This window comes from Burkholderia sp. S-53, assembly GCF_025560745.1.
In the GTDB taxonomy this organism is placed as follows: domain Bacteria; phylum Pseudomonadota; class Gammaproteobacteria; order Burkholderiales; family Burkholderiaceae; genus Burkholderia; species Burkholderia pyrrocinia.
The window spans coordinates 1,945,778-1,971,175 of record NZ_CP090483.1 but is presented as its reverse complement, the minus strand read 5'-3'; the positions used below and the strand labels follow the sequence as shown (position 1 = coordinate 1,971,175).

General features: G+C 65.7%; 19 protein-coding genes. 14 read left to right on the top strand and 5 right to left on the bottom strand.

Annotated features, from left to right (window positions below; genetic code table 11):
* Positions 1–31: 31 nt before the first annotated feature.
* Positions 32–520, bottom strand: a complete 489-nt coding sequence (locus tag LXM88_RS14060; RefSeq protein ID WP_262531790.1) for an adenosine-specific kinase — start codon at positions 518–520, stop codon at positions 32–34.
* Between the two features lie 140 nt (positions 521–660).
* Between LXM88_RS14060 and LXM88_RS14055 the strand changes: the two genes are divergently transcribed.
* The 14 genes from LXM88_RS14055 (at position 661) to LXM88_RS13990 (ending at position 20,349) form a co-directional block, all read left to right on the top strand.
* The gene (locus LXM88_RS14055; RefSeq protein ID WP_262531789.1) at positions 661–1,647 is read left to right on the top strand and encodes a cysteine synthase A; all 987 of its coding nucleotides are present in this window, start codon (positions 661–663) and stop codon (positions 1,645–1,647) included.
* Between the two features lie 101 nt (positions 1,648–1,748).
* Positions 1,749–2,234, top strand: coding sequence for an aminoacyl-tRNA deacylase (locus tag LXM88_RS14050; protein ID WP_047900737.1), 486 nt, complete (start codon positions 1,749–1,751; stop codon positions 2,232–2,234).
* Between the two features lie 856 nt (positions 2,235–3,090).
* Positions 3,091–3,792, top strand: coding sequence for an energy transducer TonB (locus LXM88_RS14045; protein ID WP_262531788.1), 702 nt, complete (start codon positions 3,091–3,093; stop codon positions 3,790–3,792).
* An 86-nt stretch (positions 3,793–3,878) separates the two neighbouring features.
* Positions 3,879–4,802, top strand: a complete 924-nt coding sequence (locus tag LXM88_RS14040; protein ID WP_262531785.1) for a MotA/TolQ/ExbB proton channel family protein — start codon at positions 3,879–3,881, stop codon at positions 4,800–4,802.
* Between the two features lie 20 nt (positions 4,803–4,822).
* Positions 4,823–5,245 (top strand): ExbD/TolR family protein, encoded by a 423-nt coding sequence (locus LXM88_RS14035; RefSeq protein WP_047900735.1) that lies wholly within the window; start codon positions 4,823–4,825, stop codon positions 5,243–5,245.
* A gap of 273 nt (positions 5,246–5,518) precedes the next feature.
* A complete protein-coding gene (locus tag LXM88_RS14030) occupies positions 5,519–5,950 on the top strand; it encodes an ExbD/TolR family protein (RefSeq protein ID WP_072441201.1) in 432 nt (143 codons plus the stop codon).
* 16 nt (positions 5,951–5,966) lie between these two features.
* Positions 5,967–7,157, top strand: a complete 1,191-nt coding sequence (locus tag LXM88_RS14025; RefSeq protein ID WP_262531783.1) for a tetratricopeptide repeat protein — start codon at positions 5,967–5,969, stop codon at positions 7,155–7,157.
* Positions 7,158–7,453: 296 nt separating this feature from the next.
* Positions 7,454–8,029 carry a helix-turn-helix domain-containing protein gene (locus LXM88_RS14020; RefSeq protein WP_262531781.1) on the top strand — a complete coding sequence of 192 codons (576 nt, stop codon included), beginning with the start codon at positions 7,454–7,456 and terminating at the stop codon, positions 8,027–8,029.
* Positions 8,030–8,369: 340 nt separating this feature from the next.
* Positions 8,370–11,144, top strand: coding sequence for a TonB-dependent receptor (locus LXM88_RS14015; protein ID WP_262531780.1), 2,775 nt, complete (start codon positions 8,370–8,372; stop codon positions 11,142–11,144).
* Positions 11,145–11,385: 241 nt separating this feature from the next.
* Positions 11,386–13,308: an extracellular solute-binding protein gene (locus LXM88_RS14010; protein WP_412524103.1), complete on the top strand. Its 1,923-nt coding sequence runs from the start codon at positions 11,386–11,388 to the stop codon at positions 13,306–13,308.
* An 11-nt stretch (positions 13,309–13,319) separates the two neighbouring features.
* A complete protein-coding gene (locus tag LXM88_RS14005; protein WP_262531779.1) occupies positions 13,320–14,372 on the top strand; it encodes a microcin C ABC transporter permease YejB in 1,053 nt (350 codons plus the stop codon).
* Entirely contained in the window at positions 14,326–15,429 is a 1,104-nt protein-coding gene (locus LXM88_RS14000; protein ID WP_262531778.1) for an ABC transporter permease, read from the top strand. The genes LXM88_RS14005 and LXM88_RS14000 overlap by 47 nt, the downstream gene beginning before the upstream one ends.
* On the top strand, positions 15,429–17,063 hold the full coding sequence (locus LXM88_RS13995) for an ABC transporter ATP-binding protein (RefSeq protein WP_262542848.1): 1,635 nt from the start codon (positions 15,429–15,431) through the stop codon (positions 17,061–17,063). The genes LXM88_RS14000 and LXM88_RS13995 overlap by 1 nt, the downstream gene beginning before the upstream one ends.
* Positions 17,064–17,175: 112 nt before the next feature.
* Complete coding sequence (locus LXM88_RS13990) at positions 17,176–20,349, top strand: multidrug efflux RND transporter permease subunit (RefSeq protein WP_262531777.1); 3,174 nt, start codon at positions 17,176–17,178, stop codon at positions 20,347–20,349.
* Positions 20,350–20,613: 264 nt separating this feature from the next.
* On the opposite strand, the gene LXM88_RS13985 is transcribed toward LXM88_RS13990, so the two are convergent.
* The 4 genes from LXM88_RS13985 to LXM88_RS13970 are packed head-to-tail and all read right to left on the bottom strand — an operon-like array spanning position 20,614 to position 25,320.
* On the bottom strand, positions 20,614–21,960 hold the full coding sequence (locus LXM88_RS13985; protein ID WP_262531776.1) for a cytochrome P450: 1,347 nt from the start codon (positions 21,958–21,960) through the stop codon (positions 20,614–20,616).
* Positions 21,961–21,974: 14 nt separating this feature from the next.
* The gene (locus LXM88_RS13980; protein WP_262531775.1) at positions 21,975–23,609 is read right to left on the bottom strand and encodes a Dyp-type peroxidase; all 1,635 of its coding nucleotides are present in this window, start codon (positions 23,607–23,609) and stop codon (positions 21,975–21,977) included.
* The gene (locus LXM88_RS13975; protein ID WP_262531774.1) at positions 23,606–24,649 is read right to left on the bottom strand and encodes a hypothetical protein; all 1,044 of its coding nucleotides are present in this window, start codon (positions 24,647–24,649) and stop codon (positions 23,606–23,608) included. The genes LXM88_RS13980 and LXM88_RS13975 overlap by 4 nt, the downstream gene beginning before the upstream one ends.
* The gene (locus LXM88_RS13970) at positions 24,646–25,320 is read right to left on the bottom strand and encodes a hypothetical protein (RefSeq protein ID WP_262531773.1); all 675 of its coding nucleotides are present in this window, start codon (positions 25,318–25,320) and stop codon (positions 24,646–24,648) included. The genes LXM88_RS13975 and LXM88_RS13970 overlap by 4 nt, the downstream gene beginning before the upstream one ends.
* Between the last annotated feature and the right edge of the window lie 78 nt (positions 25,321–25,398).

Below are 25,398 nucleotides of genomic sequence, written 5' to 3'. Positions count from 1 at the left end.
ATGCGCCCGGCGCCGGCCCGGCGGCTCGTGCCTACGCCTTGTATCCGATCGTGCGCAGCAGATCCTTGCGCCAGCGCACGTCGTCGTCGTCCTCGATGCCGAGCGGCGGAAAGCCGTCGACGACGCCGACGATCCCGCGTCCTTGCGCGGTTTCCGCGACGATCACGTCGGTCGGGTTCGCGGTCGCGCAGTAGATCCGGCAGACCTCCGGCACGGCCTTGATCGCATTGAGCACGTTGACCGGATAGAAACCGTCGCCGAGGAACACGATGAAAGCATGACCGGCGCCGATCGAAAGGGCGTTGCGGCATGCGAGTTCGACGAGCTCCGCATCGGTGCCGGAACGGCGCACGAGCCGCTTGCCCGATGCCTCGCAGAACGCGAGCCCGAAACGGATGCCGGGCACGGTGCCGACCAGCGTCTCGTGGATGTCCTCGACGGACTTGATGAAGTGCGACTGGCCGAGGATGAAATTCACGGCCTCGGGCTTGTCGACGGCGACGGTTTGCAATTGCAGCATGGCGGACCTCGTGTGGCGATGCGGCGCGCGCCGCAATGGGCTCTCCAAGCTTAGTACGCGGGGGCCGGCGCCGAAAGCGGCGGGCGCGTCCTATCCTTCGTTGTGTATGGCGCGCGAGCGCGAAGGCAAAGGAGGGAAACATGGACGTGCGACAAGGCTTCGTCGACTGCGTGGGTCGCACACCGCTGATCCGGCTGGCGAAGCTCAGCGCGGAAACGGGCTGCGAGATCCTGGGCAAGGCGGAATTCATGAATCCGGGCGGATCGGTGAAGGATCGCGCGGCGCTCTACATCATCCGCGACGCCGAGCAGCGCGGCGCGCTGAAGCCGGGCGGCACTGTCGTCGAGGGCACGGCGGGCAACACGGGCATCGGTCTTGCGCATATCTGCGCGGCGCGCGGTTATCGCTGCGTGATCGTGATTCCCGACACGCAATCGCCGGACAAGATGGCGATCCTGCGCACGCTCGGCGCCGACGTGCGCCCGGTGCCGGCGGCGCCGTACCGCGACCCGAACAACTATCAGAAGATTGCCGGGCGGCTTGCGGACGAACTCGACAACGCGATATGGGCCAACCAGTTCGACAACGTCGTCAACCGGCAGGCGCACTACGAGACGACCGGTCCGGAAATCTGGCGCGACACGGCGGGCACGGTCGATGCATTCGTCTGCGCGACCGGCACGGGCGGCACGCTGGCGGGCGTGAGCCGCTACCTGAAGGAGCAGAACCCGGCGGTCCGGATCGTGCTGGCCGATCCCCACGGCAGCGGGCTCTACGGTTACGTGAAAACGGGCGACCTCAGCGCCGAAGGCAACTCGATCACCGAAGGCATCGGCTCGACGCGCGTCACCGCGAATCTCGCGGGCACGCAGATCGATGACGCCGCGCGGATCGACGATCAGCAGTGCGTGACGATGGTCTACCGGCTGCTGCGCGAGGAAGGGCTGTACGTCGGCGGGTCGAGCGGCATCAACGTCGCGGCGGCGGTCTGGCTGGCCCGCCGGATGGGCCCGGGGCACACGATCGTGACCTTGCTGTGCGATCGCGGCGACATCTATCGCGCGCGGCTGTTCAACCGCGAATGGCTGCGCGAAAAGGGGTTGGAACCGGAGGGGGCGCCGGAATGAAGAAGAGGCGAAGCGGCGATTTCCATCGGCCAAAATGCGACCTATGCTGAACAAATCCGGAGCGAACTCCGTTCGCCCGATTCGCCCAGACGAGGTGTGCCATGCCTGTATCTGCCACCCTGCAGGATTGCCTGCGCCAGAAGTCATCGCGGTACGAAGTCGTGTACCACCCCTATAGCCATACGAGCATGGAGACGGCCGCCGCCGCGCATATTCCCGGCGATCGCCTCGCGAAAACCGTGCTCCTCGAGGACGACGAGGGCTACGTCGCCGCCGTGTTGCCGACGACGCACGCCGTGCGCCTGTCGGATCTCTGGGTGAAGACGGGCCGTCATCTCGTGCTCGCCCGGGAGGTCGAACTGCGCGAACTGTTCAAGGATTGCGACATGGGCGCGCTGCCGCCGGTCTGCATGGCGTACGGGATGAAAACGTTCCTCGAGGAACGCCTCGCGCAGCAGCCGGATGTCTATTTCGAGGCCGGCGACCACGAAGCGCTGATCCACATGACGCAGGACGAATTCCTGATGCTGATGGAGACGGCCGAGCGCGCGCATTTTTCGCACAAGATGCAGGGCATGCAGTCCTGATTGCGCGGCGCGTGCGGTGACGCGCGGGGCCGGTGCGCACGCGTGCGTGCCGATGCAATGGGCGCCGTGTTCGTGCGCCGGGACGTCGCGTGTCGTCCGCGACAGTTAATTCGATATCCGAAATAGTAAGGCGGACCTTCGCGCAGTGAAGGTCCGCCTTCTTTTTGTATCGGATTGCAGATCAATTGCGCGGAGGCCGGTTCGTGCACCCGACGTGTCCCGGGAGCGGTGTCGGCCGGCCAGGGCAGGTGAGCAGAGGCGCTGGACGACCGATGTCGGCATTGGCGACGCGAAGGGGCGAGCCTTGCACGTTACTTCCGCAGCGAACCGTTTTGGTGCAGCGCGGGAAATATGCGGATATTTATGTCGAAAGGATTTAATATTCGATCCCGCATATACCCATACAAATCAATTACCGTTTCAATAATAAAGGCTGGATTTAGTCTTACCGGAATATTATTTGAATAAACCCTCCAAACTTTGTATTTGGGCATCAAATAAAGTTTGACGGCAAAATTTTTTCCTTGCTATCTTCTGCACCCAAGTGAACGGCGCCATTGACATCACCGCGTAACGAACGGCGAATCGTCATACGAAACACGAGGTTGCGCCAGCTCAGCTGACAATTGCCTGACCGTGCGGGCGCGTGGATTTCCGGTGCGACACCGGGCCGCGCCGGCCGGAACGATTCCTTGAAAAAGAATGAATTGGAATTCGAATGCAATTCTTTCAGTTCGGATTGCTAATTGAATTTGAAATGAAATATTCGGGCTGATGCGGTTGCGATGCCGACCTGGTTTCGCCGCCAGCCGCAACCCGAAACTGGGCGAATCGCTTGGGGGATGGGATGGTGGGCATGAAAGTCGAAGAACGTCTGGCTACCTCGAACAGCGGACTGGCCATGCTGGGGCGTCCGCGAGAGTTCGGCAGGAAGCAGCAGAATCCGGTGCGCCGGTTCGGCGGCATCGGAATCGTCCTGGTGCTGCATGCAGTGCTGATCTACGCATTGCTCAACGGCCTCGCGACGAAAGTCGTGCAGGTGATCCAGCATCCGATCGAAACCCGCATCATCGAGCCGGTCAAGCCGCCGCCGCCACCGCCGATGCCCGTGGTCAAACTCCCGCCGCCGAAATTCGCGCCGCCGCCACCGCCGTTCGTGCCGCCGCCGGAAGTGCCGGTGCAGGCGCCGCCGCAGGCGACGATCACGCACCAGTCGGCCCCGGTTCCTTCCGCGCCGGCCGTGCAGGCGCCGGTCGTGGCGCCCGCTCCGGCGCCGGCCAAGCCGGTCAGCCATGACGTGGGCGTCGTCTGCCCGAATTCGGACACGCTGCGCGCGTCGATCCAGTACCCGAAGGAAGCGCAAGAAAACAACATCACGGGCGACGTGACGATCGAGTTCGTCGTGGATGCGGAAGGGAACATCACGAACGAGCGCGTGGCGCAGTCCGCCGATCCGATCCTCGATCGCGCCGCGTACAACACCGTGAAACGGTTCAAGTGCGTCGCGCAGGGCCAGTCGGTGCGGGTCCAGGTGCCGTTCTCGTTCAATCTGAATTGATGCAGTGGGCGGCCCGGCGCGAGCCGGGCCGGGGAAAACCGTCTCGAACTGAAGTATTAAGTTCACCGAAAGAACTGGAGTGGGGTATGACGAAGCGTTCACTGGCCGCGCTGGCGGCAAGCATGTTGATGTCCGTCGCCGCAGTCGACGGGTTCGTTGCACCGCAGCTCGCCCACGCGCAGGCAAGCGGGGCTGCCGGCACGTCGGCGCAGGCCGTGGCGCCGTTGGCCACGCCGGCCACGCCGGCACCGGCTCCGGCCGCCGCCGAGCCGGCTCCGCCGCCCGCGCCGGCCACGACGGAAGCGGTCGAGAATCCGTACGGGCTCGGTGCGCTATGGAAAAACGGCGACTTCGTCGCGCGTTTCGTGCTGATCCTGCTGGTGATCATGTCGATGGGCAGCTGGTACATCATGATCACCAAGTTCCTGGAACAGTTGCGCGCGAATCGCCGCGCGAAGCTGGCGGACGCGCAGCTCTGGACCGCGCCGTCGCTGGCAGAAGGCGCGAAGCTGCTCGACGAGGCGTCGCCGTTCCGGTTCATCGCCGAAACGGCGATCGAGGCCGGTGAGCATCACGAAGACGCGTTGCTGGAAGCGGTGGACCGCAACACGTGGATCGACGTGTCGGTCGAGCGCTCGATCACGAACGTGTCGAACCGGATGCAGGACGGGCTCGCGTTTCTGGCGACGGTGGGCTCGACGGCGCCGTTCGTGGGGCTGTTCGGCACGGTCTGGGGGATTTACCACGCGCTGACGGCGATCGGCATCGCGGGCCAGGCGTCGATCGACAAGGTCGCGGGCCCGGTGGGCGAGGCGCTCATCATGACCGCGATCGGCCTCGCCGTCGCGGTGCCGGCGGTGCTCGGCTACAACTTCCTGGTCCGGCGCAACAAGTCGGTGATGGAACGGGTCCGCAACTTCGGCGCGCAACTGCACACGGTGCTGCTGGCGGGCAACCGGCGCCCGGTGCGTGCGCCGGCGCCGGCGGCAGCGGCGTCGCTCGCGAACTGATCGGCTGACGGAGACGCGCGATGGCCATGAACGTCGGGCAGGACGATAGCGACGAAGTGATCGCCAACATCAACACGACGCCGCTCGTCGACGTGATGCTGGTGTTGCTGATCATCTTCCTGATCACGATTCCGGTCGTGACGCACACGATCCAGCTTCAGCTCCCGAAGGAGACGGTGCAGCCGCTGCAGACGACGCCGAAAAGCATCGAGATCGCGGTGAACCGCGATGGCGATTTCTTCTGGGGCGAGCAACTGGTGGACGCGCCGACGCTGCTCGCGAAGCTGAAGGGCGTGTCGCAGCAGCAGCCGCAGCCGAGCGTCCATGTGCGGGGCGACCAGGATACGCGCTACGAGTTCATCGGCCGGGTGGTCACGATGTGCGAGCGTGCGGGAATCGCGAAGCTGTCATTCATTACGGAGCCGCCGGCGCGTGGCGGCTAGCGCCGCACGGGAATCGCTGCGAAGCATGCGGCCGGAGTACGTGCCGGGGCACGCGCGCCGGCCGACACGAGCGCCGGAGCGCCAACGCTGATCGACCGCAACGCATGGGATCGGATGCGACGGATGGGGCTGGAGTAAGTGCTGAAGCGCTGACTCTGATCGACCGCAAAGCATGGGATCGGATGCGAAGCATGGGGCTGGAGTAAGTGCTGAAGCACCAACTCCAGCCGACATAACCGCTAAAGCGCTAACTCTGATCGACAGGAGTCGAAAATGGGAATGAACGTGCCTTCGGGCGGAGGCAATGCGGAACCGGACGTGATGGTCGACATCAACACCACGCCGCTGATCGACGTGATGCTGGTGTTGCTGATCATGCTGATCATCACGATCCCGATTCAGATGCATTCGGTGAAGATGGACTTGCCGGTGGGCAATCCACCGCCGCCGGCGACACCGCCGGAAATCGTGCAGATCGACATCGACTTCGACGGTACGACGACGTGGAACGGCGCACCGGTGCCGGACCGCGCGGCGCTCGAGGCGAAGCTGACCCAGGTGGCGGCGGAACCCGTGCAGGCGGAGATCCATCTGCGGCCCAACAAGCTGGTGCCGTACAAGGACGTGGCGGCCGTGCTGGCGTCCGCGCAACGCGTGGGCGCGACCAAGATCGGCCTGATCGGCAACGAGCAGTTCATGCAATGACGACACGGACGAGCCGATGAACCAGCGACGATGGAAACGGATGATGGCGGTGACCGCGCTCGGCGCCGCATGCATGCTCGGCCGGCCGGCGCTGCCGGCGGACGCGCTGCGGCCGGACGTGGCAAAACCGCTGGCGGCGGCGCAGGAGCTGTACCGCGCGCACAAGTATCGCGACGCGCTCGGCAAGATCGCCCAGGCTGCGGCCGTGCCGAACCGGACGCCGTACGAAACGTACATGGTGGAAGAGATGCGCGGCGCGGCGGCGATGGCCGCCGGCGACTCGGGCACGGCCGCGCAGGCGTATGAGACCGTACTGAACTCGGGGCGGCTGTCGGGCGAGGACGAGCAGCGGACGACGGCGGCGCTGGCCGGCGTCTACTTCCAGCAGAAGAACTACCCGCTGGCGATCCGGACCGCGCAGCGCTACCTGAAGGCAGGCGGAACGGATCCGGAAATGCGCACGCTGCTCACGCAGTCGTATTACCTGTCGAACGATTGCGCGCCGGTCGTGAGCCAGTTGAAGGCGAGCACGGACGCGCAGGCGAATGGCGGGCACGCACCGGATGAAGGGCAGTTGCAGATGCTCGCGACCTGCGCGCAGAAAGTGAAGGACGGCAGCGCGTACCGCGGTGCGCTCGGGCTGCTGGTGGCCTACCACCCGAGCCCCGCGTACTGGGACGAAATGGTCACGGCGATTCGCGGCAACCCCGGGTATCTGTCGTCGCTCGACCTCGACATCTACCGGTTGCGTCGTGCGACAGGATCGCTCACGACGGCCAATGGCTACATGGAGATGACGCAGCTCGCGCTGGTGGCGGGACAGCCCGCCGAAGGCAAGCAGGTGATCGACCAGGGGTTCGCGTCCGGCGTGCTCGGCAAGGACGCGCAGGCTGACCGCGAGAAGCGGCTGCAGGCGCTCGCCGCCAAGCGCGCGCAACCGGGCGGGGACGCCGCCACGCCGGTGGCGCCGCTCGATGCGGGGATGAACCTCGTCTTTGCGGGCCACGCACAGCAGGGCTTGCCGATGATGGAGCAGGCGATCGCGAAAGGCGGGCTCGAGCATCCCGACGCGGCGCGACTGCGGCTCGGCGAGGCGTACTACGTGGCCGGCCAGAAGGCGCGTGCGGTTCAGGTGCTGCACACGGTCAAGGGGGCCGACGGTTCAGGCGACCTGGCAAAGCTCTGGACGGCGGTGGTATCCCGGTAACGCAACGGAACGGCGCGACGGCGCGCGACGCGGTCGGCGGGCGGCATGCTGCCGCTGCAATGCAAGTGCTTGACGGTCAGGTCCGACGAGGAAAAGGGGCAGCCTTGTTAGTTAGTAAACCGAATGAAATGTGCGAAGGCCGCGTGACCGTGCCGAGACGGTGTCGCGCTGCGCCGCGCGCCGCTTTTGCACGGCAGCGGTGTGCGACCGGGTGTCATGCCCGGCCGGTCGCGTCATCGCATCGATCAAGGATCGCCGACATCAAACCGATTTCGACTGCGAGGTTCCGCCTTTCCATGCCTTTGCCCCCTGATGAGTCGGTGCTCGTCGCCGTGTCGCTCGGCAACAAGATCCGGGCGCTGCGCCAGCGCCTGAAACTCACGCTCGACGAAACGTCCACGATCGCCGGCATTTCGAAGCCGTTCCTGTCGCAGGTCGAGCGCGGGCGGGCAACGCCGTCGATCACGTCGCTGGTCAGGATTGCGAAGGCGCTGGGCGTGACGATGCAGTATTTCATCGACACGCCGACGGAAGCGCGCTCGGTGTGCCGCGGCAACGCGCTGCAGTATTTCCAGTTCGCGAACTCGGCCAGCCAGTTCGCCAGGCTGACGAATCTCGTGGACGGCCGCAAGCTCGACGCGATTCTCGTCCGGATGCCGGCAGGGCAGTCGCCGTCCGAGGTGACGACGCATGCGGGCGAGGAGTTCGTCTACGTGATGCGCGGGCAGGTTGCGCTGACGCTCGAGGATTGCACGTTCACGCTGAACGAGGGCGATACCGCGCATTACGAATCGACGATGCCGCATGCGTGGCACAACACGGCCGACGAAGAGGCGGTGATCGTCTGGGTCGGCACGCCGAGGTTGTTCTAGCGGAGGGCGGCCGGCGCTGCGCGCCGCGATGAAGGAGAAGTACCCGATCGACGGCGGTTGGCACGCGAGACGTTCTCGTCGCCTGCAGGACTCGCCGTCCATCGAATCGGGAGGTAGCAGGGAAGTGCGCTCAATGTAGGTAATCAGTATGACGAAGCAAAATCAAAAAAGACGGTGGTGCTGACTGGCACGGGTGCCTCGAGGCCGATCCGTTCGAGTCATGGCAGTCGGAAGGGTGGCAATCGCGGGTTCCGGCACACGGGCGCCCAGGACGCGCAGGGAATTCACAAGATTCCGGCGCACGGCAGGTGGGGTCTTACTACGAGCGAGAGGGAACAAGATGAAGCAGAGAGTTTTGGCGTTGGCCATCAAGAGGATAGTCTGGGCGGAACTGGCGCTGACGGCCGCACTGGTGCCGCCGGCGTTCGCCCAGAGCCAGCCGGCGCCGGGCGTCGTCGCGGTCGCGGATGCGGTCGCGAACGGCGCGCCCGTGACCGTCGCACAGGCGGGCGGCACGTCGGATGCCGCCGCTGCCACGGGCGCCGCGGCAACCGAGGCAACGCCCGCCACACCCGGTGCGAACGGCCAGGGCAAGGTCGCGCAGATCAAGCGGTTCGAAGTGACGGGTTCGCTGATCCGGCAGGCCGACAAGACCGGTTTCCAGCAGGTGCAGACGATCACGCCGAAGGAAATCCAGAGCAGCGGCGCGGTGACCGTCGCCGACTTCCTGCGCGATGCGGCGGCCAACTCGGCGAACAGCTGGGGCGAGGGGCAGTCGGGCAACTTCGCGGCCGGTGCCGCCGGCATTGCGCTGCGCGGCCTGTCCGAAAAATATACGCTCGTGTTGATCGACGGTCAGCGCGTGGCGCCGTACGCATTCTTCTCGAACAGCGTCGATTCGTTCTTCGACCTCAATACGCTGCCGCTCAACGACATCGAGCGCATCGAAATCGTGAAGACGGGCGCCGTGTCGCAATACGGATCGGACGCGATCGGCGGTGTCGTCAACATCATCACGAAACACAATTTCCGCGGCCTGCAGCTCGACGGCAGCCTCGGCAGCGCGATCAACGCCGGTAACGGCGACGGCACGATCAAGTTCGGCGTGCTCGGCGGCTTCGGCGACCTGAACGCCGACCGCTTCAACGTGACGGCGGCGCTCAGCTACTACAAGTCGAACGGCTTCACGCTCGCCGACCGCGATTCGACCCGCAACCAGGACTTCACCGCCAAGCCGGGCGGCTTCTCGCTGCTCGCGCCGTCCTACTGGAACATGCCCGGCGGCGTTGCGCAGGCGCTGAGCGGCGGCTGCCCGTTCGGCGGCTCGGTGCATCCGGCCGCGTCGAATTCGCTGTCGGCCGGATCGCCGGGCACGATCTGCGGGTACAACACCGCCGAAAGCACGTCGATCCTGCCGATGACGGAGCGCCTGAACGCGAAGATCCATGCGGACTTCAAGATCGACGACAAGACGACCGCGTTCGCGGATTTCCTCGAGAGCTACAACACGACCACGACCAACGACGGCCTGTGGAACAACGTGATCGGCAACTCGCAGAACCCGGCGCTCGTCTGGAATCCGCAGACGAAGCTGCTGTCGCCGTTCAACTTCGTCGTGCCGGTCAGCAACCCGTACAACACGACGGGCGCGGCCACGCCGCTCACCTATGCGTTCCCGAACACGGTCGCGCAGAAGACCTGGGCCAACTACTGGCGCGCGGCCGCCGGCATCAAGGGGTCGTTCACGCTGCCGTACGGCGACTGGGACTGGGCAACGTCGGTCAGCCATTCGCAGAGCACGGTGTCGAACGTGTTCACGAACCAGCTGAACGTCAACGCGCTGAACAACATCTACCAGAACGGCACGCTGAACTTCGCGAACCCGGCGGCGACACCGAACGCGTTCAACGGGCTGTACCAGGAAGCGAACAACCTCGGCATCTCGAAGCTCGACACGATCGACGCGACGCTGTCGACGCCGAACCTGTTCCATCTGCCGGCCGGCGACGTCGGCATCGGCTTCGGCGCGCAGTTCACGCACCAGAGCGAAGTGCTGACGCCGGGCTCGGAATACCTGAGCGGGGCGGTCATCACGCCGGACCTGGAGACGGTGAACGGCCAGCGCAACGTCGCGGCCGTCTATTACCAGATCAACGTGCCGATCCTCGAGAACCTGACGTTCAGCCAGGCGGGCCGCTACGATCACTACACGGACGTGGGCGGCGCCTTCTCGCCGCGCTTTGCGTTGCGCTACCAGCCGATCAAGGCGCTCACACTGTATACGTCGTACAACCGCGGCTTCCGTGCGCCGACCTTCGTCGAGGACAGCAAGTCGCAGACCCTCGGCATCCAGGTCGACCCGGCCACCGGCCAGAACTACACGTCGATCACCGTCGGCAACCCGAACCTCGCGCCGGAACGCACGCGCAACTTCAACATCGGCTTCCAGGTCTCGCCGAGCCGCTACACGGATCTCGGTTTCGACTGGTACAAGATCCGCATCGACAACGTGATCGGGCAGGGCACGCCGTCGCAGGTCGTGACCGATCCGACGACGGGCCAGTTGCTGTACAAGGTGATTCCGTATCAGAACCTCGGCTACCTCGATACGAACGGCTTCGAAGGCACGTTCCGCCAGGGGCTGCCGCTCAAGGGCTGGGGCACGCTCACGCTGTCGGGTGACTGGGCGTACATCAACAGCTACAAGATCGGCTTCCCGGGCGGCTCACCGGTGAACGGCGCGGGCAACAACTTCACGATCACGCAGCCGTTCGGCGGCAGCTTCCCGCGCTGGCGCGGCAACACGACGCTGGACTGGAACTACCGCAAGTTCGATGCGGCGCTGACGTGGCAGTTCACGGGCCCGTATGCACAGAACCTGCTGCCGGCGCCCGCGCCGTCGAAGGTCGGTTCGTACAGCCAGTTCAACCTGATGCTGACGTATACGGGCTTCAAGAACTGGACGATCTACGGCGGCATCGACAACATCTTCAACCGCACGCCGCCGTACGACCCGATCTTCGCGAACGGTACGCTGGACCAGAGCGGATACGACACGTCGATCTATTCGTACATCGGCCGGTTCGCGCAGATCGGCGCGCAGTACAAGTTCTGACGGCGATCGCGATGCACTGACAGGCTTAGACCGGCCGCTCCACGTCCACACCCCCCCTTTCCATGGAGCGGCCTTTTTTCACGTGGCGCCACGACGGTCCGTAACCGGGACGTACGGCGGCGCAGCTTGACGGATCGTTTGCAACACGAACAACCAGCGGGACGCGGGCTGCATGCTGCGTCCGGCGCACGCATCGACCGCGCGCAGGCATCGCGCCCGCACGCTTCCGGACAGACTGACCATGACACTGTTGAAATGGCGATGGACACGTGAGCCACGCCACGCGCGCCCCACACGCACGCGCGGGCGGATGCGCAACGGCACGCGCGCCGCGCTGTTCGCCTGCGCGGCGCTGCTCGCGTCGGGCGGCGCCATGCCGCGGGACGCGCTCGCGGTATCGGCGATTTCGCAATACGACCAGCCGAAGTATCCGCCGGACTTCACGCATTTCGACTACGCGGATGTGAATGCGCCCGACAACGGCACGCTGAACTTCGAAAACTACGACGAAGCGCAAAGCTACGACTCGCTGAATCCGTTCCTCGTGCGCGGGTCGCCCGCGCCGGACATCAAGAACCTGATGTTCGACACGCTGATGCAGCGCAGCTGGGACGAACTCGCGTCCGAATACGCGCTGATCGCCGACGACGTCGAGGTCGCACCGGACCGGCAGTCGGCAACGTTCCACATCAACCCGGCCGCACGCTTCTCGAACGGCGACGCGATCACCGCGGCCGACGTCAAGTATTCGTTCGACACGCTGACGAGCCCGCAGGCGTCGCCGATCTACAACGCGCAGTTCTCGATCATCAAGCGCGCGGTGGTGGTCGACAGCCATGCGATCCGCTTCGAATTCAAGCACGCGGAGCGCGACGCGGCGCTGATCGCGGGCGACCTGCCGGTGTTCTCGCCGAAATGGGGGCAACGCGCGGACGGCACGCGGCCGCCGTTCGACCAGATCGCGACCGCACCGCCGATCGCGAGCGGTCCTTACCTGATCGAGCAGCGCAAGAACGACAAGCAGATCCGCTATGTGCGCAACCCGCATTACTGGGCCGCGAACCTGCCGTCGCGGCGCGGGATGTTCCGCTTCGCCCGCGTGTCGTTCAAGCTGTACCTGGATCAATACACGGCGCTCGAAGCGTTCAAGGCCGGCGATATCGACGCGCGGATGGAATACAGCTCGACGCAATGGGCGCGCAAGTACGTCGGCAAGAATTTTCGCAATGGCCTGCTGAAGAAGGGCGAATTCCCGGACGGCCCCGCGCAGATGCAGGGGTTCCTGATCAACATGCGCAAGCCGATGTTCCAGGACGTGCGCGTGCGGCGTGCGCTCGCGCTGGCGTTCGACTTCGACTGGATGAGCCGGATGATGTTCTACGGGCAATATCGCCGCACCAGCAGCTTCTGGGAAGCGAGCCCGTTCGCGGCATCCGGCATGCCGAGCGCGAAGGAGCTCGCGCTGCTCGAACCGTACCGGTCGACGCTGCCGCCCGAGGTGTTCGGCCCGATGGTCAGCCAGCCGTCGACGCTGCCGCCCGGCTCGCTGCGCGCGAACCTGAAGGAAGCGCGTGACCTGCTCGCGCAGGCCGGCTGGCACTATCGCGACGACGCGCTGCGCGACGCGAACGGCACGCCGATGACGATCGAGATCATCGACGACCAGCCCGGCATGGACCGGCTGATCCTGCCGTACACGCAGGCGCTCGCGACGCTCGGCATCCATGCGTACCTGCACGAGATCGACAGCGCGGTCTACCTGAAGCGGCTCGACAATTTCGAGTACGACATGACGACGTACATCTACTTGCCCGTGACGATCCCGGGCGCGGAGCTGACGCGCCGCTTCGGCAGCACGGCTGCATCGCAGCCGGGCTCCGAGAACTATCCCGGCGTGAAGTCGAAGGCCGTCGATGCGCTGATCCGTGCGGCGCTCGCGGCCGACACGCTCGACGATCTCGAGACGGCCACGCACGCGCTCGACCGCGTGCTGATCAACCTGTACGCGCTGATCCCGCAGTACTACCTGCCGAACGCGCGGATCGCGTACAAGGCGACGCTCGACCATCCGGCGATCGTGCCGGACTCCTATCAGTACGAGGACTGGATCATCGACTACTGGTACGTGAAGAAGCCGGCGGCGCAGCCCGCTCCGGCGGCCTGACGGGTGCAACGATGCTGGCATACATATTCAGGCGGCTGCTGCTGATGATCCCGACGCTGATCGGGGTGGTGACGATCACGTTCGCGGTCACGCAATTCGTGCCGGGCGGCCCGGTGGAACAGGTGCTCGCGCAGTTGCGGCACGGCAGCGCACGCGGAGGCGAGGCGGGCGGAGGCGGGGGCGGCTACCACGGCAGCCAGGGCGTCGATCCGCAGCAGATCGAGCAGATCCGCAAGCAGTTCGGCTTCGACAAGCCGCCGCTCGAGCGCTACCTGCTGATGCTGAAAAGCTATGCGACGTTCGATCTCGGCCAGTCCTACTTCGCACACCGCAGCGTGTGGGCGGTGATCCGGTCGAAGCTGCCGGTGTCGATCACGCTCGGGCTGTGGACGGTGATCCTCACGTATCTCGTGTCGGTGCCCCTCGGCATCGCGAAGGCGGTGCGCAACGGCTCGCGCTTCGACACCGTGACGAGCGTGCTGGTGCTGACCGGTTATGCGGTGCCGGGTTTCGTGCTCGGCGTGCTGCTGCTGATGCTGTTCGGCGGCGGCACGTTCTGGCAGGTGTTCCCGATGCGCGGGCTCACGTCGGACAACTTCGACGAGCTGACGCTGATCGGCAAGACGCTCGACTATCTGTGGCACATCGTGATGCCGGTGACCGCGTCGGTGATCGGCAATTTCGCGATCGTCACGATCCTGACGAAGAACACGTTCCTCGAGGAAATCGGCCGGCAGTACGTGCTGACCGCGCGGGCAAAGGGGGCGCCGGAGCGCGACGTGCTGTGGAAGCACGTGCTGCGCAATGCGGCGATCCCGCTGCTCACCGGGCTGCCGGCGGCATTCGTCGGTGCGTTCCTGAACGGCAACCTGCTGATCGAGACGCTGTTCTCGCTCGACGGGATGGGGCAACTGTCGTACGACTCGGTGATCCGCCGCGACTATCCGGTCGTGCTCGGCTCGCTGTTCCTGTTCACCCTGATCGGTCTGCTGACCAAGCTCATCGCGGATATCTGCTATGTCGTCGTCGACCCCCGTATCCAGTTCAGCCGCCTGGACCACTGATCCCGCGTGCGCGCCGTCGCCGTCGCCATGGCGGCGCACGTGGCAGCGCTTTCGCGCGCAGCCGCTCGGTTATGCAAGCCTCGTGATCTTCGCGGCGCTGTTCGCGCTCAGCCTGTGTGCGGACGGCCTGTCGAACGACCGGCCGCTGCTCGTGCGCTACGACGGGCACTATTATTTTCCGATCGCGAAGGACTATCCGGAAACCGAGTTCGGCGGCGACTTTCCCGCGAAGACGAACTACCTCGATCCGTATATCCGCGCGAAGCTGGAATCGCATGGCAATTTCGCGATCTATCCGCCGAACCGCTACGGCTACGACACGATCGACTACTTCGCGTCGCGGCCGTATCCGGCGCCGCCGTCGGCGAGCAACTGGCTCGGCACCGACCAGTTCGGGCGCGACGTGCTCGCGCGGCTGCTGTACGGGTTCCGGCTGTCGGTACTGATGGCGTTCGCGCTGACCGTGTCGGGGGTGCTGGTCGGCGTGCTGACCGGCGCGCTGCAGGGTTTCTACGGCGGCCGTACCGACCTGTTCGGGCAGCGCCTGATCGAGATCTGGAGCGCGCTGCCGGACCTGTACCTGCTGATCATCTTCGCGTCGATCTTCACGCCGTCGCTATGGCTGCTGTTCGTCCTGCTGTCGATGTTCGGCTGGCTCGTGCTGTCCGATTACGTGCGCGCCGAGTTCCTGCGCAACCGCACGCTCGATTACGTCAAAGCGGCGCGCACGATGGGGCTGACGAATGCGCAGATCATGTGGCGCCACGTGCTGCCGAACAGCCTCACGCCGGTGATCACGTTCCTGCCGTTCCGGATGAGCGCCGCGATCCTGTCGCTGACGAGCCTCGATTTCCTGGGGCTCGGCGTGCAGCCGCCGACACCGAGCCTCGGCGAACTGCTGCAGGAGGGCAAGAACAACCTCGACGCCTGGTGGATCTCGATCTCCGCATTCGCGGCGCTGGTGGTGACGCTGCTGCTGCTGACCTTCATGGGCGACGCGCTGCGCAACGCGCTCGACACGCGCGCGCGCGGCTCGGCGTTCGGCGGGGGGCGATGATGGCGAACGCGTTGCTGCAGATCGACGGGTTTTCCGCGCGCTTCGGCGCGAAGGCGGCCGTGCAGGACCTGAGTTTGTCGGTCGGCCGCGGCGAGCGCGTCGCGCTCGTCGGCGAATCGGGCTCGGGCAAGAGCGTGACGGCGCTGTCGATCCTGCGGCTCGCGCAGCAGGCGACGCTGTCGGGACGAATGCTGTTCGACGGCGAGGATCTGCTCGCGAAGACCGAACAGCAGATGCGCGGGATTCGCGGCGCCGATATCGCGATGGTGTTCCAGGAACCGATGACCGCGCTGAATCCGCTGTATACGATCGGCAAGCAGATCGCCGAGAGCCTGCGGCTGCACGAGGGGCTGCGACCGGGCGATGCGCGCGAGCGGGGGATCGCGCTGCTGCGTCGCACCGGTATCCCGGAGCCGGAACGGCGTATCGACAGTTTTCCGCACCAGTTGTCGGGCGGGCAGCGCCAGCGCGCGATGATCGCGATGGCGCTCGCGTGCCGGCCGCGCTTGTTGCTGGCGGACGAGCCGACGACGGCGCTCGACGTGACGGTGCGCCAGCAGATCGTCGATCTGCTGATCGAATTGCAGGAACAGGAGGCCGCCGCGCGCGGGATGGCTGTGCTGCTGATCACGCACGACCTGAATCTCGTGCGGCGCTTTGCACAGCGCGTGGCCGTGATGGAGCAGGGTGTGCTCGTGGAGACGAATACGACCGACGCGCTGTTCGCCGCGCCGCGGCACGCCTATACGCGCCGGCTGCTCGACAGCGCGCCGCAGCGGGACGTCGAACCGGTCGCGGCCGGCGCGCAGACGATCCTCGACGTGCAGGGCCTCGCCGTCGACTACCGGATCACGGCGAAGGGCTGGCGCGCGGTGCTCGGCAAGACGACGTTCCGGGCCGTGCACGACGTGAAGCTGAACCTGAGGCGAGGCGAAACGCTCGGGATCGTCGGCGAGTCGGGCTCGGGGAAATCGACGCTGGCCGCGACGGTGCTCGGCCTGCAGCGGCCGGCGGCCGGAGCGATCGAGATCGACGGCATGCCGCTCGACGCGCTGCGGACGACGGGCGGCAGGCGCGCGCTGTACGGCAGGATGCAGGTCGTGTTCCAGGACCCGTTCGGCTCGCTGTCGCCGCGGATGACGGTCGAGCAGATCGTCGGCGAGGGGCTTGCCGTGCACCGGCCGCAGGTGGCAGGAAACGCGCGGCGCGCGCGTGTCGCCGCGCTGCTTCAGGAGGTCGGGCTGCCGGCCGAATCGATGCTGCGTTATCCGCACGAATTCTCCGGTGGCCAGCGGCAGCGGATCGCGATCGCGCGAGCGCTGGCGGTGGAGCCGGAACTGCTGGTGCTGGACGAACCGACGAGCGCGCTCGACGTGTCGATCCAGAAGCAGGTGCTGAATCTGCTGACGAATCTGCAAAAGAAGTACAAACTGAGCTACCTGTTCATCACGCACGATCTCGCGGTGATGCGTGCGATGGCCCACCGGGTCGTCGTGATGAAGGCGGGGCGCGTGGTCGAGGAGGGCGAGACGCTCGACGTGCTGCATGCGCCGTCCCATCCGTATACCCGTGCGCTGCTGGCGTCGTCGATGCTGGCACCGGAGCGCGGCCCGCAGGAGGGAACCGATGATTGACGTGAACCGGGCGAAGCACGCCCACGCCGCTCGCGCGCCGCGCGGTGGCGCCGATGTCGCTGCCGTTCAACCGCTCCGCGCCGGAACACCGGCGGTTCGCTGACGCGTGCCGATGCCGTCGTTCTTCATCGATCGTCCCGTCTTTGCGTGGATCGTTGCGCTCGCAATCGTCGTCGCGGGCGTGCTCGCGATTCCGCAGCTTCCGATCGCGCAATATCCGCGTCTTGCGCCGCCGCGGGTCGTGATCACGGCCGCATATCCGGGCGCATCGACCGAGACGGTCGACGGCGACGTCGGCAGCATCATCGAGGAAAGCCTCGACGGCGCCGACGGGCTCCTGTACTACGAGACGAGCAGCGACGGTCACGGCAACCTCGAGATCGACGTGACGTTTTCGCCCGGCACCGATCCGGACATCGCGCTCGTCGACGTGAACAACCGGCTGAAGCAGGTCGAGTCGCGCTTGCCGCAGCAGGTCGTCCAGCAGGGGATCGGCGTATTCAAGGCGGCGAACACGTTCCTGATGCTCGTCACGCTGACATCGACCGACGGCACGCGCGATTCCGCGCAGCTCGGCGATTACCTGAACCGCTACGTGCTGCGCGAACTGAAGCGTGCGCCGGGCGTCGGCGCGGCCGAACTGTGGGATGCCGACGAAGCGCTGCGGGTCTGGCTCGATCCGCACAAGCTGCGCGAATACGGGGTCGGCGCCGACGACGTGATCGCGGCGATCGGCACGCAGAACGCGACGGTGACGGCCGGCGCGATCGGCGATGCGCCGTTCCCGGGCGGCCAGCAGCTCACCGCATCGATCGTCGTCAAGGGGCAGCTCGCATCGCCGGACGAGTTCGGCCGGATCGTGTTGAAGTCGAAGCCGGACGGTTCGGCGGTGCGCGTCGCCGACGTCGCGCGGGTCGAGATCGGCCGCGACGACTACTCGTTCTATTCGCGGCTGAACGGCCGGCCGGCGGCCACCGTCGGCATCCAGCTCGGCCCGCGCGGCAACGCGCTCGAGACGTCGAACGCGATCCGCGCGCGGCTCGCCGAGTTGTCGAGGGTGTTGCCGCCGGGCGTGGCGATCGAGATTCCGTTCGACGGCGCCCATTTCGTGACGATCGCGATCCGGGAGGTCGTGCTGACGCTTGTCGAGGCGGTCGTGCTGGTGTTCTGCGTGATGTGGCTGTTCCTGCGCGATCTGCGCTACACGCTGGTGCCGACCGTCGTGATTCCCGTCACGCTGATGGGCGCGTTCGTCGCGATGTGGGCGTTCGGACTGTCGATCAACGTGTTCACGATGTTCGGTCTCGTGCTGGCGATCGGCATCCTCGTCGACGATGCGATCGTCGTCGTCGAGAGCGTGCACCGGGTGATGGAGGAGGGCGTGTCGCCGCGCGACGCCACGCGTCGGGCAATGAAGCGGATCGGCGGGGCGATCGTCGGCGTGACCGCGGTGCTGACCGCCGTATTCGTGCCGATGGCGTTTTTCCCGGGCACCGTCGGCGGCATCTACCGGCAGTTCGCGGTGGCGATGATCGCATCGATGCTGGTGTCGTCGTTCATGGCGCTGTCGCTCACGCCCGCGCTGTGCGCGAACCTGCTGAAGCCGGTCGCGCGACACGACGGCCGAGCCGGACGTGCGCGGCGACGCGGGATCGGCGCGCGCCTGGCCGACCGGTTCGGTACGGCCTTCGCGCGCGTCGAAACCGGTTATCGCCGCATCGCCGTGTTCGCCGTGCGCCGCACCGGTTTGGTCGTGGCGGTCTACGCGGCGCTCGTGATCGCATGCGGGCTGCTGTACTGGATGATGCCGGGCGGCTTCCTGCCGACCGAAGACCAAGGGCAACTGCAGGTGATGATCCAGTTGCCGGCGGGCGCCACGCAGGCGCGCACGCTCGCGATCGTCGAGCGTGCCGAGGCGATCCTGCGCGCGGAGCCGGCGATCGCGAACGTGACGAGCGTGATCGGCTGGAGTTTCGCGGGCAGCGGGCAGAACGTCGGGATGGCGTTCGTGGAGCTGAAGGACTGGGCGCAGCGCGATGTCGACGCGATGGCGCTGCGCGACCGGCTCAACGCGCGTTTCGGCGCGATCCTCGACGGCGACGTCGAAGCGTCGCTGCCGCCGTCGGTGCGCGGCATCGGGCATTCCGACGGATTCACGTTCCGGCTCGAGGATCGCGGTGGTGTCGGCCTCGACGCGTTGAAGGCGGCTCGTACGCAGCTATCCGAACGCGCGAAGGCGGATCCGTTGCTCGCCGCCGTGCATTTCGAAGACCTGCCGGACGCGCCGCGTATCGAGCTCGATGTCGATCGCGCGAAGGCGTATGCGCTCGGCGTACCGTTCGAGCGAATCGCGGGGCTGCTGGGCGGCACGTTCGGCTCGAACTACATCAACGATTTTCCGGCGTCGGGCCGGATGCGGCGGGTGATCATCGAGGCCGACCCGGTCGCACGCGCGACCGACGCGCAACTGATGGCGCTGACGGTGCCGAACCGCACCGGCGACATGGTGCCGCTGTCGGCGATCGCCGCGCCGCACTGGACGATCGGCCCGGTGATGCTGAATCGTTACAACGGTTATCCGTCGCTCGACATCAGTGGCCGGGCGGCAACCGGCACGAGTTCGGGGGCGGCGATGGCGGAGATGGAGCGGCTCGCCGGTGCGCTGCCGGCCGGGATCGGCTTCGACTGGGTCGATGCGGCGCGCGAGGAGCAGGTTGCCGCGCGGCAAACGCCGTTGCTCGTCGGGCTGTCCGTGCTGGCGGTTTTCATGGCGCTTGCCGCGTTGTACGAAAGCTGGACGATTCCGCTGTCCGTGCTGACGATCGTGCCGCTCGGCATGATCGGCGCGATCGCGGCGGCGCTCGCGCGCGGGATGCCGAACGACGTGTACTTCAAGGTCGGGATGATCACCGTGGTCGGGCTGGCGGCGAAGAACGCGATCCTGATCGTGCAGTACGCGCGCGATCTGGCCGGGCGCGGCGTGCCGCTGCGACAGGCGGTGATCGACGCGGCCGCCGCGCGATTCCGGCCGATCGTGATGACGTCGATGGCGTTTTTGCTCGGGGTCGTGCCGCTCGTGCTGGCGACCGGCGCGGGTGCGGAAAGCCGGCGGTCGATCGGGACGGGTGCGTTCGGGGGCGTGCTCGCCGCGACGATGTTCGGGCTCGTGTTCGCGCCGGTGACGTTTCGGGTGGTGGTGTCTGTTGGTCGGCGCGGACGGCATGTTGCGATGACGAGGCGCGACGCGCGGCGGGCGGAGACGGTTGGGGATCTGGAGGTGGATTGAGGGTCAGGGCGGGTTGTTGGGGGCGGGATCGGCGGTTTCAGGACGTGAGTATCGTATTTGGCATAGGTATATTTAGCGAATTTTTGCGGTCGCAAGAAACATATGACCTCCGGGCCTGATTCAGGCGAACGCGCTCAGCGCGGCCGGAACGATCGCGGCTCCCCCGTTTTGTTGACCGACTCGTTGTCGTTCCGACGCCATTCTCAGGCGTTCAACAGCTGCGGCCGCCATCCTGACTTTCCCCGTAGCACCTCAATTTTTGGTTCATCGCATGACCGTGAAATGTTGCGGGAACGGCGTTTCGGTATCCGGCCGCCCCGCAGCGCCGTCGGCGCGCGCCAGCGGCGCGCCTGCCAACAGCGGCGTCATCAGCGCCGGAATGATTGCGCGATTGATCGCATCGCCAAAGCAGCGATGCAGGCCATAGCCCCACAGGATATAGATGTCCCAAGGCCGGTCGGTGCGGAACGCGTCCGGATCGTCGACCACGGCCGCATCGAACATCGCGGACAGGTTCGACGCGAACACCATCGCGCCTTTCTTCACCTGGCACGCGCGCGTCGTGCCCGACGCGATCTCGCAATCACGCGTTGCGCGACGATAGATCACCGGATTGACCGGATTGAACCGCAGCGCCTCGAAAAGGATCGAGCCGACCGCCTGCTCGTCGCCGCGAGCCGCCGCGGCCTGGGCCTGCGCGAGCATGTCCGGATGATCGAGCAGCACGTCGAGCGCCTGCACGCACGCCTTCGAAATGGTCGGAATCGCGCCAATCACGAGGCCGATCATGTTGTTGCGAATACCGGCGCCGCCGAATCCGCCCGTGCCGGCATCGCGCAGTGCAACCGCGCGCTTCAACACGGTGACGGGGCCGCCGGGGTTCGCGTCGAGCTTGGCGATCGCCGCATCGATCGCGCTCAGGCATTGGCCGGCGTAATCGAGCGCCTTGCTTTCCACCACCGGATCGCCTTGCAGATCGGCGAACAGATACCAGAACATCGCGGTCGTCCATTCGACGAGATCGGGAACAGACGCGGTATCGACGCCGAAATACTCCCGCACCATCAGTGCGGGCACGACCGTGGTCAGCACCTGCGGCAGATCGATCTCGTGCGGATGCGCGGCCACGATCCGCCGGGCCGCATCGCGCGCCTTCGGGACGACGAGGTCGACCACGTCGCCGCGCTGCGCGGCGAGTCGCATGATCGACGCGTTGAGCTGATACTCGGCGCCATCCTGCATCCCGAGGAAGAAATTCGGGCCGCCAGTGATCTTGCGCATCCTCGGCTCGTAGACGACCTCGAAGTCGGCTTGCCGATCGAGCACCTCGCGCACGTCGGCCGCCAGCGTGACGATGACCGACCCGTCGCACGGATAGGCGGTGACGAACGTCTTGTCCGTGGCGATATTGGGCGCGAACGCGCGCAGCGACGCGAACACCGAGCGCTGGCCGGCAGGATCGGTCAGCACGGCTTTCAGCCGCGCCGCGAGATCGCCGCTGCCGCTCGCGAGCTTCGCCGCGATCTCGTCGCCGGCGAGCACACCCTTGCCCAGCGAGTGGGCTTCGAGCGCGATCGCATGGAACAGGTTCGATGCAAAGGCGAAGGACATCGGCGCGCTCCGCGTCAGGTAGGATCGGTCAGGCCCATGCCGATCAGGCGCAATGCCGTCATGCTGGGCATGAAGAAGTAGTCGCCGCCGCGCGTCTCGACAAAGTTCGGGATCCCGCTCGCGATGAACGGCGGATTGCCCGATTTCGGATCGGCCGCGATCACGTAACGCGCATTCGGCGCATGACTGCCGACGAGCGGGCAGGTGTCGTTGCCGAGATTGAAATCGAGGCCGTAGTTCAGCCATTGCTGCTGAACGAACTCGAACTGGCGCGACAGGTTCGCGCAGACCGCAAGCATGACGATCCCGTGCTCGCCGTGGGCGTCGTCCTTGCTGCCGTATGGAAGACCGCGGCGCAGGATGCGCCGGCGGTTGTTGAGCGCGGACCCGGCACGGTTGGCCGGATTGTCGTCGCCGACGTGCGGATCGAGCAGGTCGCGCGTGTTCATGCGGCGCGTATGCGCGCCCATTGGGCAGCGCAGGCCATCGAGATCGCCGCGATAGACGAAATCGACCAGGCGGCGCGACCGTTCCGGATTGAGCTCGCCTGGTTTGTCCTTGTCGAAAAGCGGGTATTGGGCGTTGAAGGCCTGCCATTCGGCAAAGGTCGACGCCGCCATCAGCGGCACCCCGTCCTGCCAGCGGCCGGCCATTTTTGCCATCAGTGTCTGCTTCGCTTCGTCTTGCGACCCGAGGCGCCAAAGCCCATTCAGCTGGTCCGCCGTCTTGTCGATCCAGCCGTGAAAACCGCTCACGTCCTGATGCAGCTTGCGATACGCGAAGAACGTTCCGTTGCGGCTGAAATCGAGCGGCATCGCGGCGCCGGGGATTTCCTGCGCTTCATCCGGCCAACCCAGCAGGAACTCGCCGCGCGCGAGCGGCGACCAGTTGCCTTGGCCGTCCACCTTGCCCTGGCCGACGGCCGCTGCCATCGCGACCTTCCTGTTGCCGGGCACCTGCCCGTCGAAGACCGGATCGCTGATCGCGTCGGTAAAGCCGAAATGCTCGTCGGGCGTCGCCACGATCTTGCCGTCGAATTCCCGGGTGATCGCGGACAGATCCTGCCAGCGTTCGTCCGAGCCACGATGACCCACGCACAGAGCAACGCCGCTGTCGGCATGTGTGCACCAGCCGATGATCTCGTCGGTGACCGTCTGCAAACCGGGAACAGCGGTGCCGTCATCCTGCATCCGCGCATTGAGCATCACGAGAATGTGCGGCTGGTTCCGTGGGTCCTTCGTTTTCGACTGGTTCCAGACCGGGTCCCAGTCGGTCGCGTCGTCGCTGAGGATCGATGCGCGTGCCGCCATGCCGTCGATGAAATCGTCGGGCATTCCGCGCAGCGTGCGCGTCGGCACGCCGAGCGCGACCAGCCCCCAGAACGTGAATGCGAGGTTGATCGTCACGTCCGGCCGCTCCACCGGGACATCGCCCGTGGGCCTCAACGTGGGATGACGAAGGGAAGGCCATCGCATCGCGGTGGTCGCCTTCCGGCGCATATGCTCGACGAACGCGCGTCCTCTGGCGGCGTTACGCACGTTGAGCAGCATGAAGCGTCCTTTCGGAAAGCCCTGACGGCCATATGCGGTGAGGATGTTGCCCTGGATATCGGCGAGATCGAGATCGACGTCGTACTGTTGCTCTGTCATGACTGGGTCACCCCTGGTGCCTCGTTCGAGTTGGCCATGGCGGCGGCGGGAACGGTTGCCCTGACGCTCGGGCTGACTCTGTCGGCGGCCGCAACGTCGGTGTCGATGACGCCCGGCGGCTGGGTCGGGCTCACGATGTCGGTGGGGCGGTGCGCGTTGAGGAAATCGCCGAACGCCGCGTGAAGCCTCGCCGGATCGTCGCCTTGGTGATCGATCGCGAAGCGCGCGAAATTCTGTTGGAGATACAACGACTTCAGCACCGAGCGCAGATCGGAGAACGGCGCGGTATCGAACGGTACCTCACCGCACTTCATCACGTACCGATAAGCGCCGTAGATGCCCAACGCGAGCGACACGGGCAGCGCGAGCCATGCCAATTTGCCCGCCACCATCGCTACGATGAGCGTCACCACCAGCGTGAAAATCGCGATCGCCGCGCCAATCTTCGGAATCGAAATCGACCGCGACAGGAATGGCGGCGTCGTGATCCAGTAATCGTTGAACGGCATCGTCGTTTCGACCTGGCAGCGCTTGATGTAATGCGCGAATTCGTCGCCGGTGCCGACGGTCTCGAAGCCGTAGCAATGTCGATAGACCGCGCTCAGCTCGTCGCGCATCACATTCCACAAGCCGACGAGATAATCGTGCAGGCCGCCGTCGTTGTCGCTGGCGTGACTGGGCGCGGGGTCGAAATCCACGCTCAGGAGCAGCCACGACGTCGATAGGTTGTCGACGTGCTGATCCTCGAGAAGATTGGTTTTCCGGATCGCGTCGACGAGCGAGTCGACCGGCACGCGACCGTTGAAGGCCGGCTGGTCAATCACCGCGAAGCGGGCGAAGTGCGTGCTGTGGGAGCGCGAGAACGGGCTGTTACGGCCGCCGGCCTCGCATGCCTTACTTTGCATCGCAGTCGGCAGGGTGGCGAGCACCTGGCGCAGCGACGACGTGGGCGACGTCACGTTGCCGTCGTTGTCCTTCCACGGCTCGACCCGAACCGGCGACAGCACGGTAAGGAAATAATGACCACCGTCAAGGTTCACGATTGGGTGCCTCCTGCCTTGCTCTTGGGCCAGGCCCGATCGACGAAGGGCTGGCGGTTGGTATCGGCGTTGGCCGTGTCGTTCGACGCGACGGGCGCGAAGCCGTGCGTGCCGAGATCGTTCTGCACGGCCACGAGCATCGCGCGATAGGCTTGCGCAAAAGCATCGGGGGACAACGTCGCATATTGATCCGCGAGCGTGACCAAATTCGACCGCACACGCAATGCGGCCTTGATGTCGCGTTGAGCGGCACCGGGCGTTGCGTTGTAGTAGTAGTCGGTATCGATCTGATTCGCGCGAATGTAATTCTTGAACGGCGTGATCGGAATGGAATGCGGATATTTGGTGCTGGCATACCAGAACAGGTCAAGGCCACCCGGAATGCCGTCCGAAAAGGCGTCGATGTACTGATCCCAGGTGCCGTTGAAGTTGCTGATGAACAGCATGTAATCGTTTTTCAGATCGGACTTGGGCTGGCCGAGATCGGGCCAGTCTTTTCGGCGGATGATGGCCCAGCGCGCAAAATGGATGATCGATAGACCGATCAGTCCGGTCAACGTGGCGGGCAGCGCCCGCGCGATCATGAAGATGAAGCGGTTGATCCACGTCCGATGCGGCGGCATCGGCGTCACGACGTTCATGCCATAGGCCTTGCCAGCAACATTCGACATGCCCCGTCTCCCGTCAGGCCCTCACCGGCGCGATTGCGGAACGGGGAGGTTGGTCGTTTGCTTTTTCGGCGGACAGGC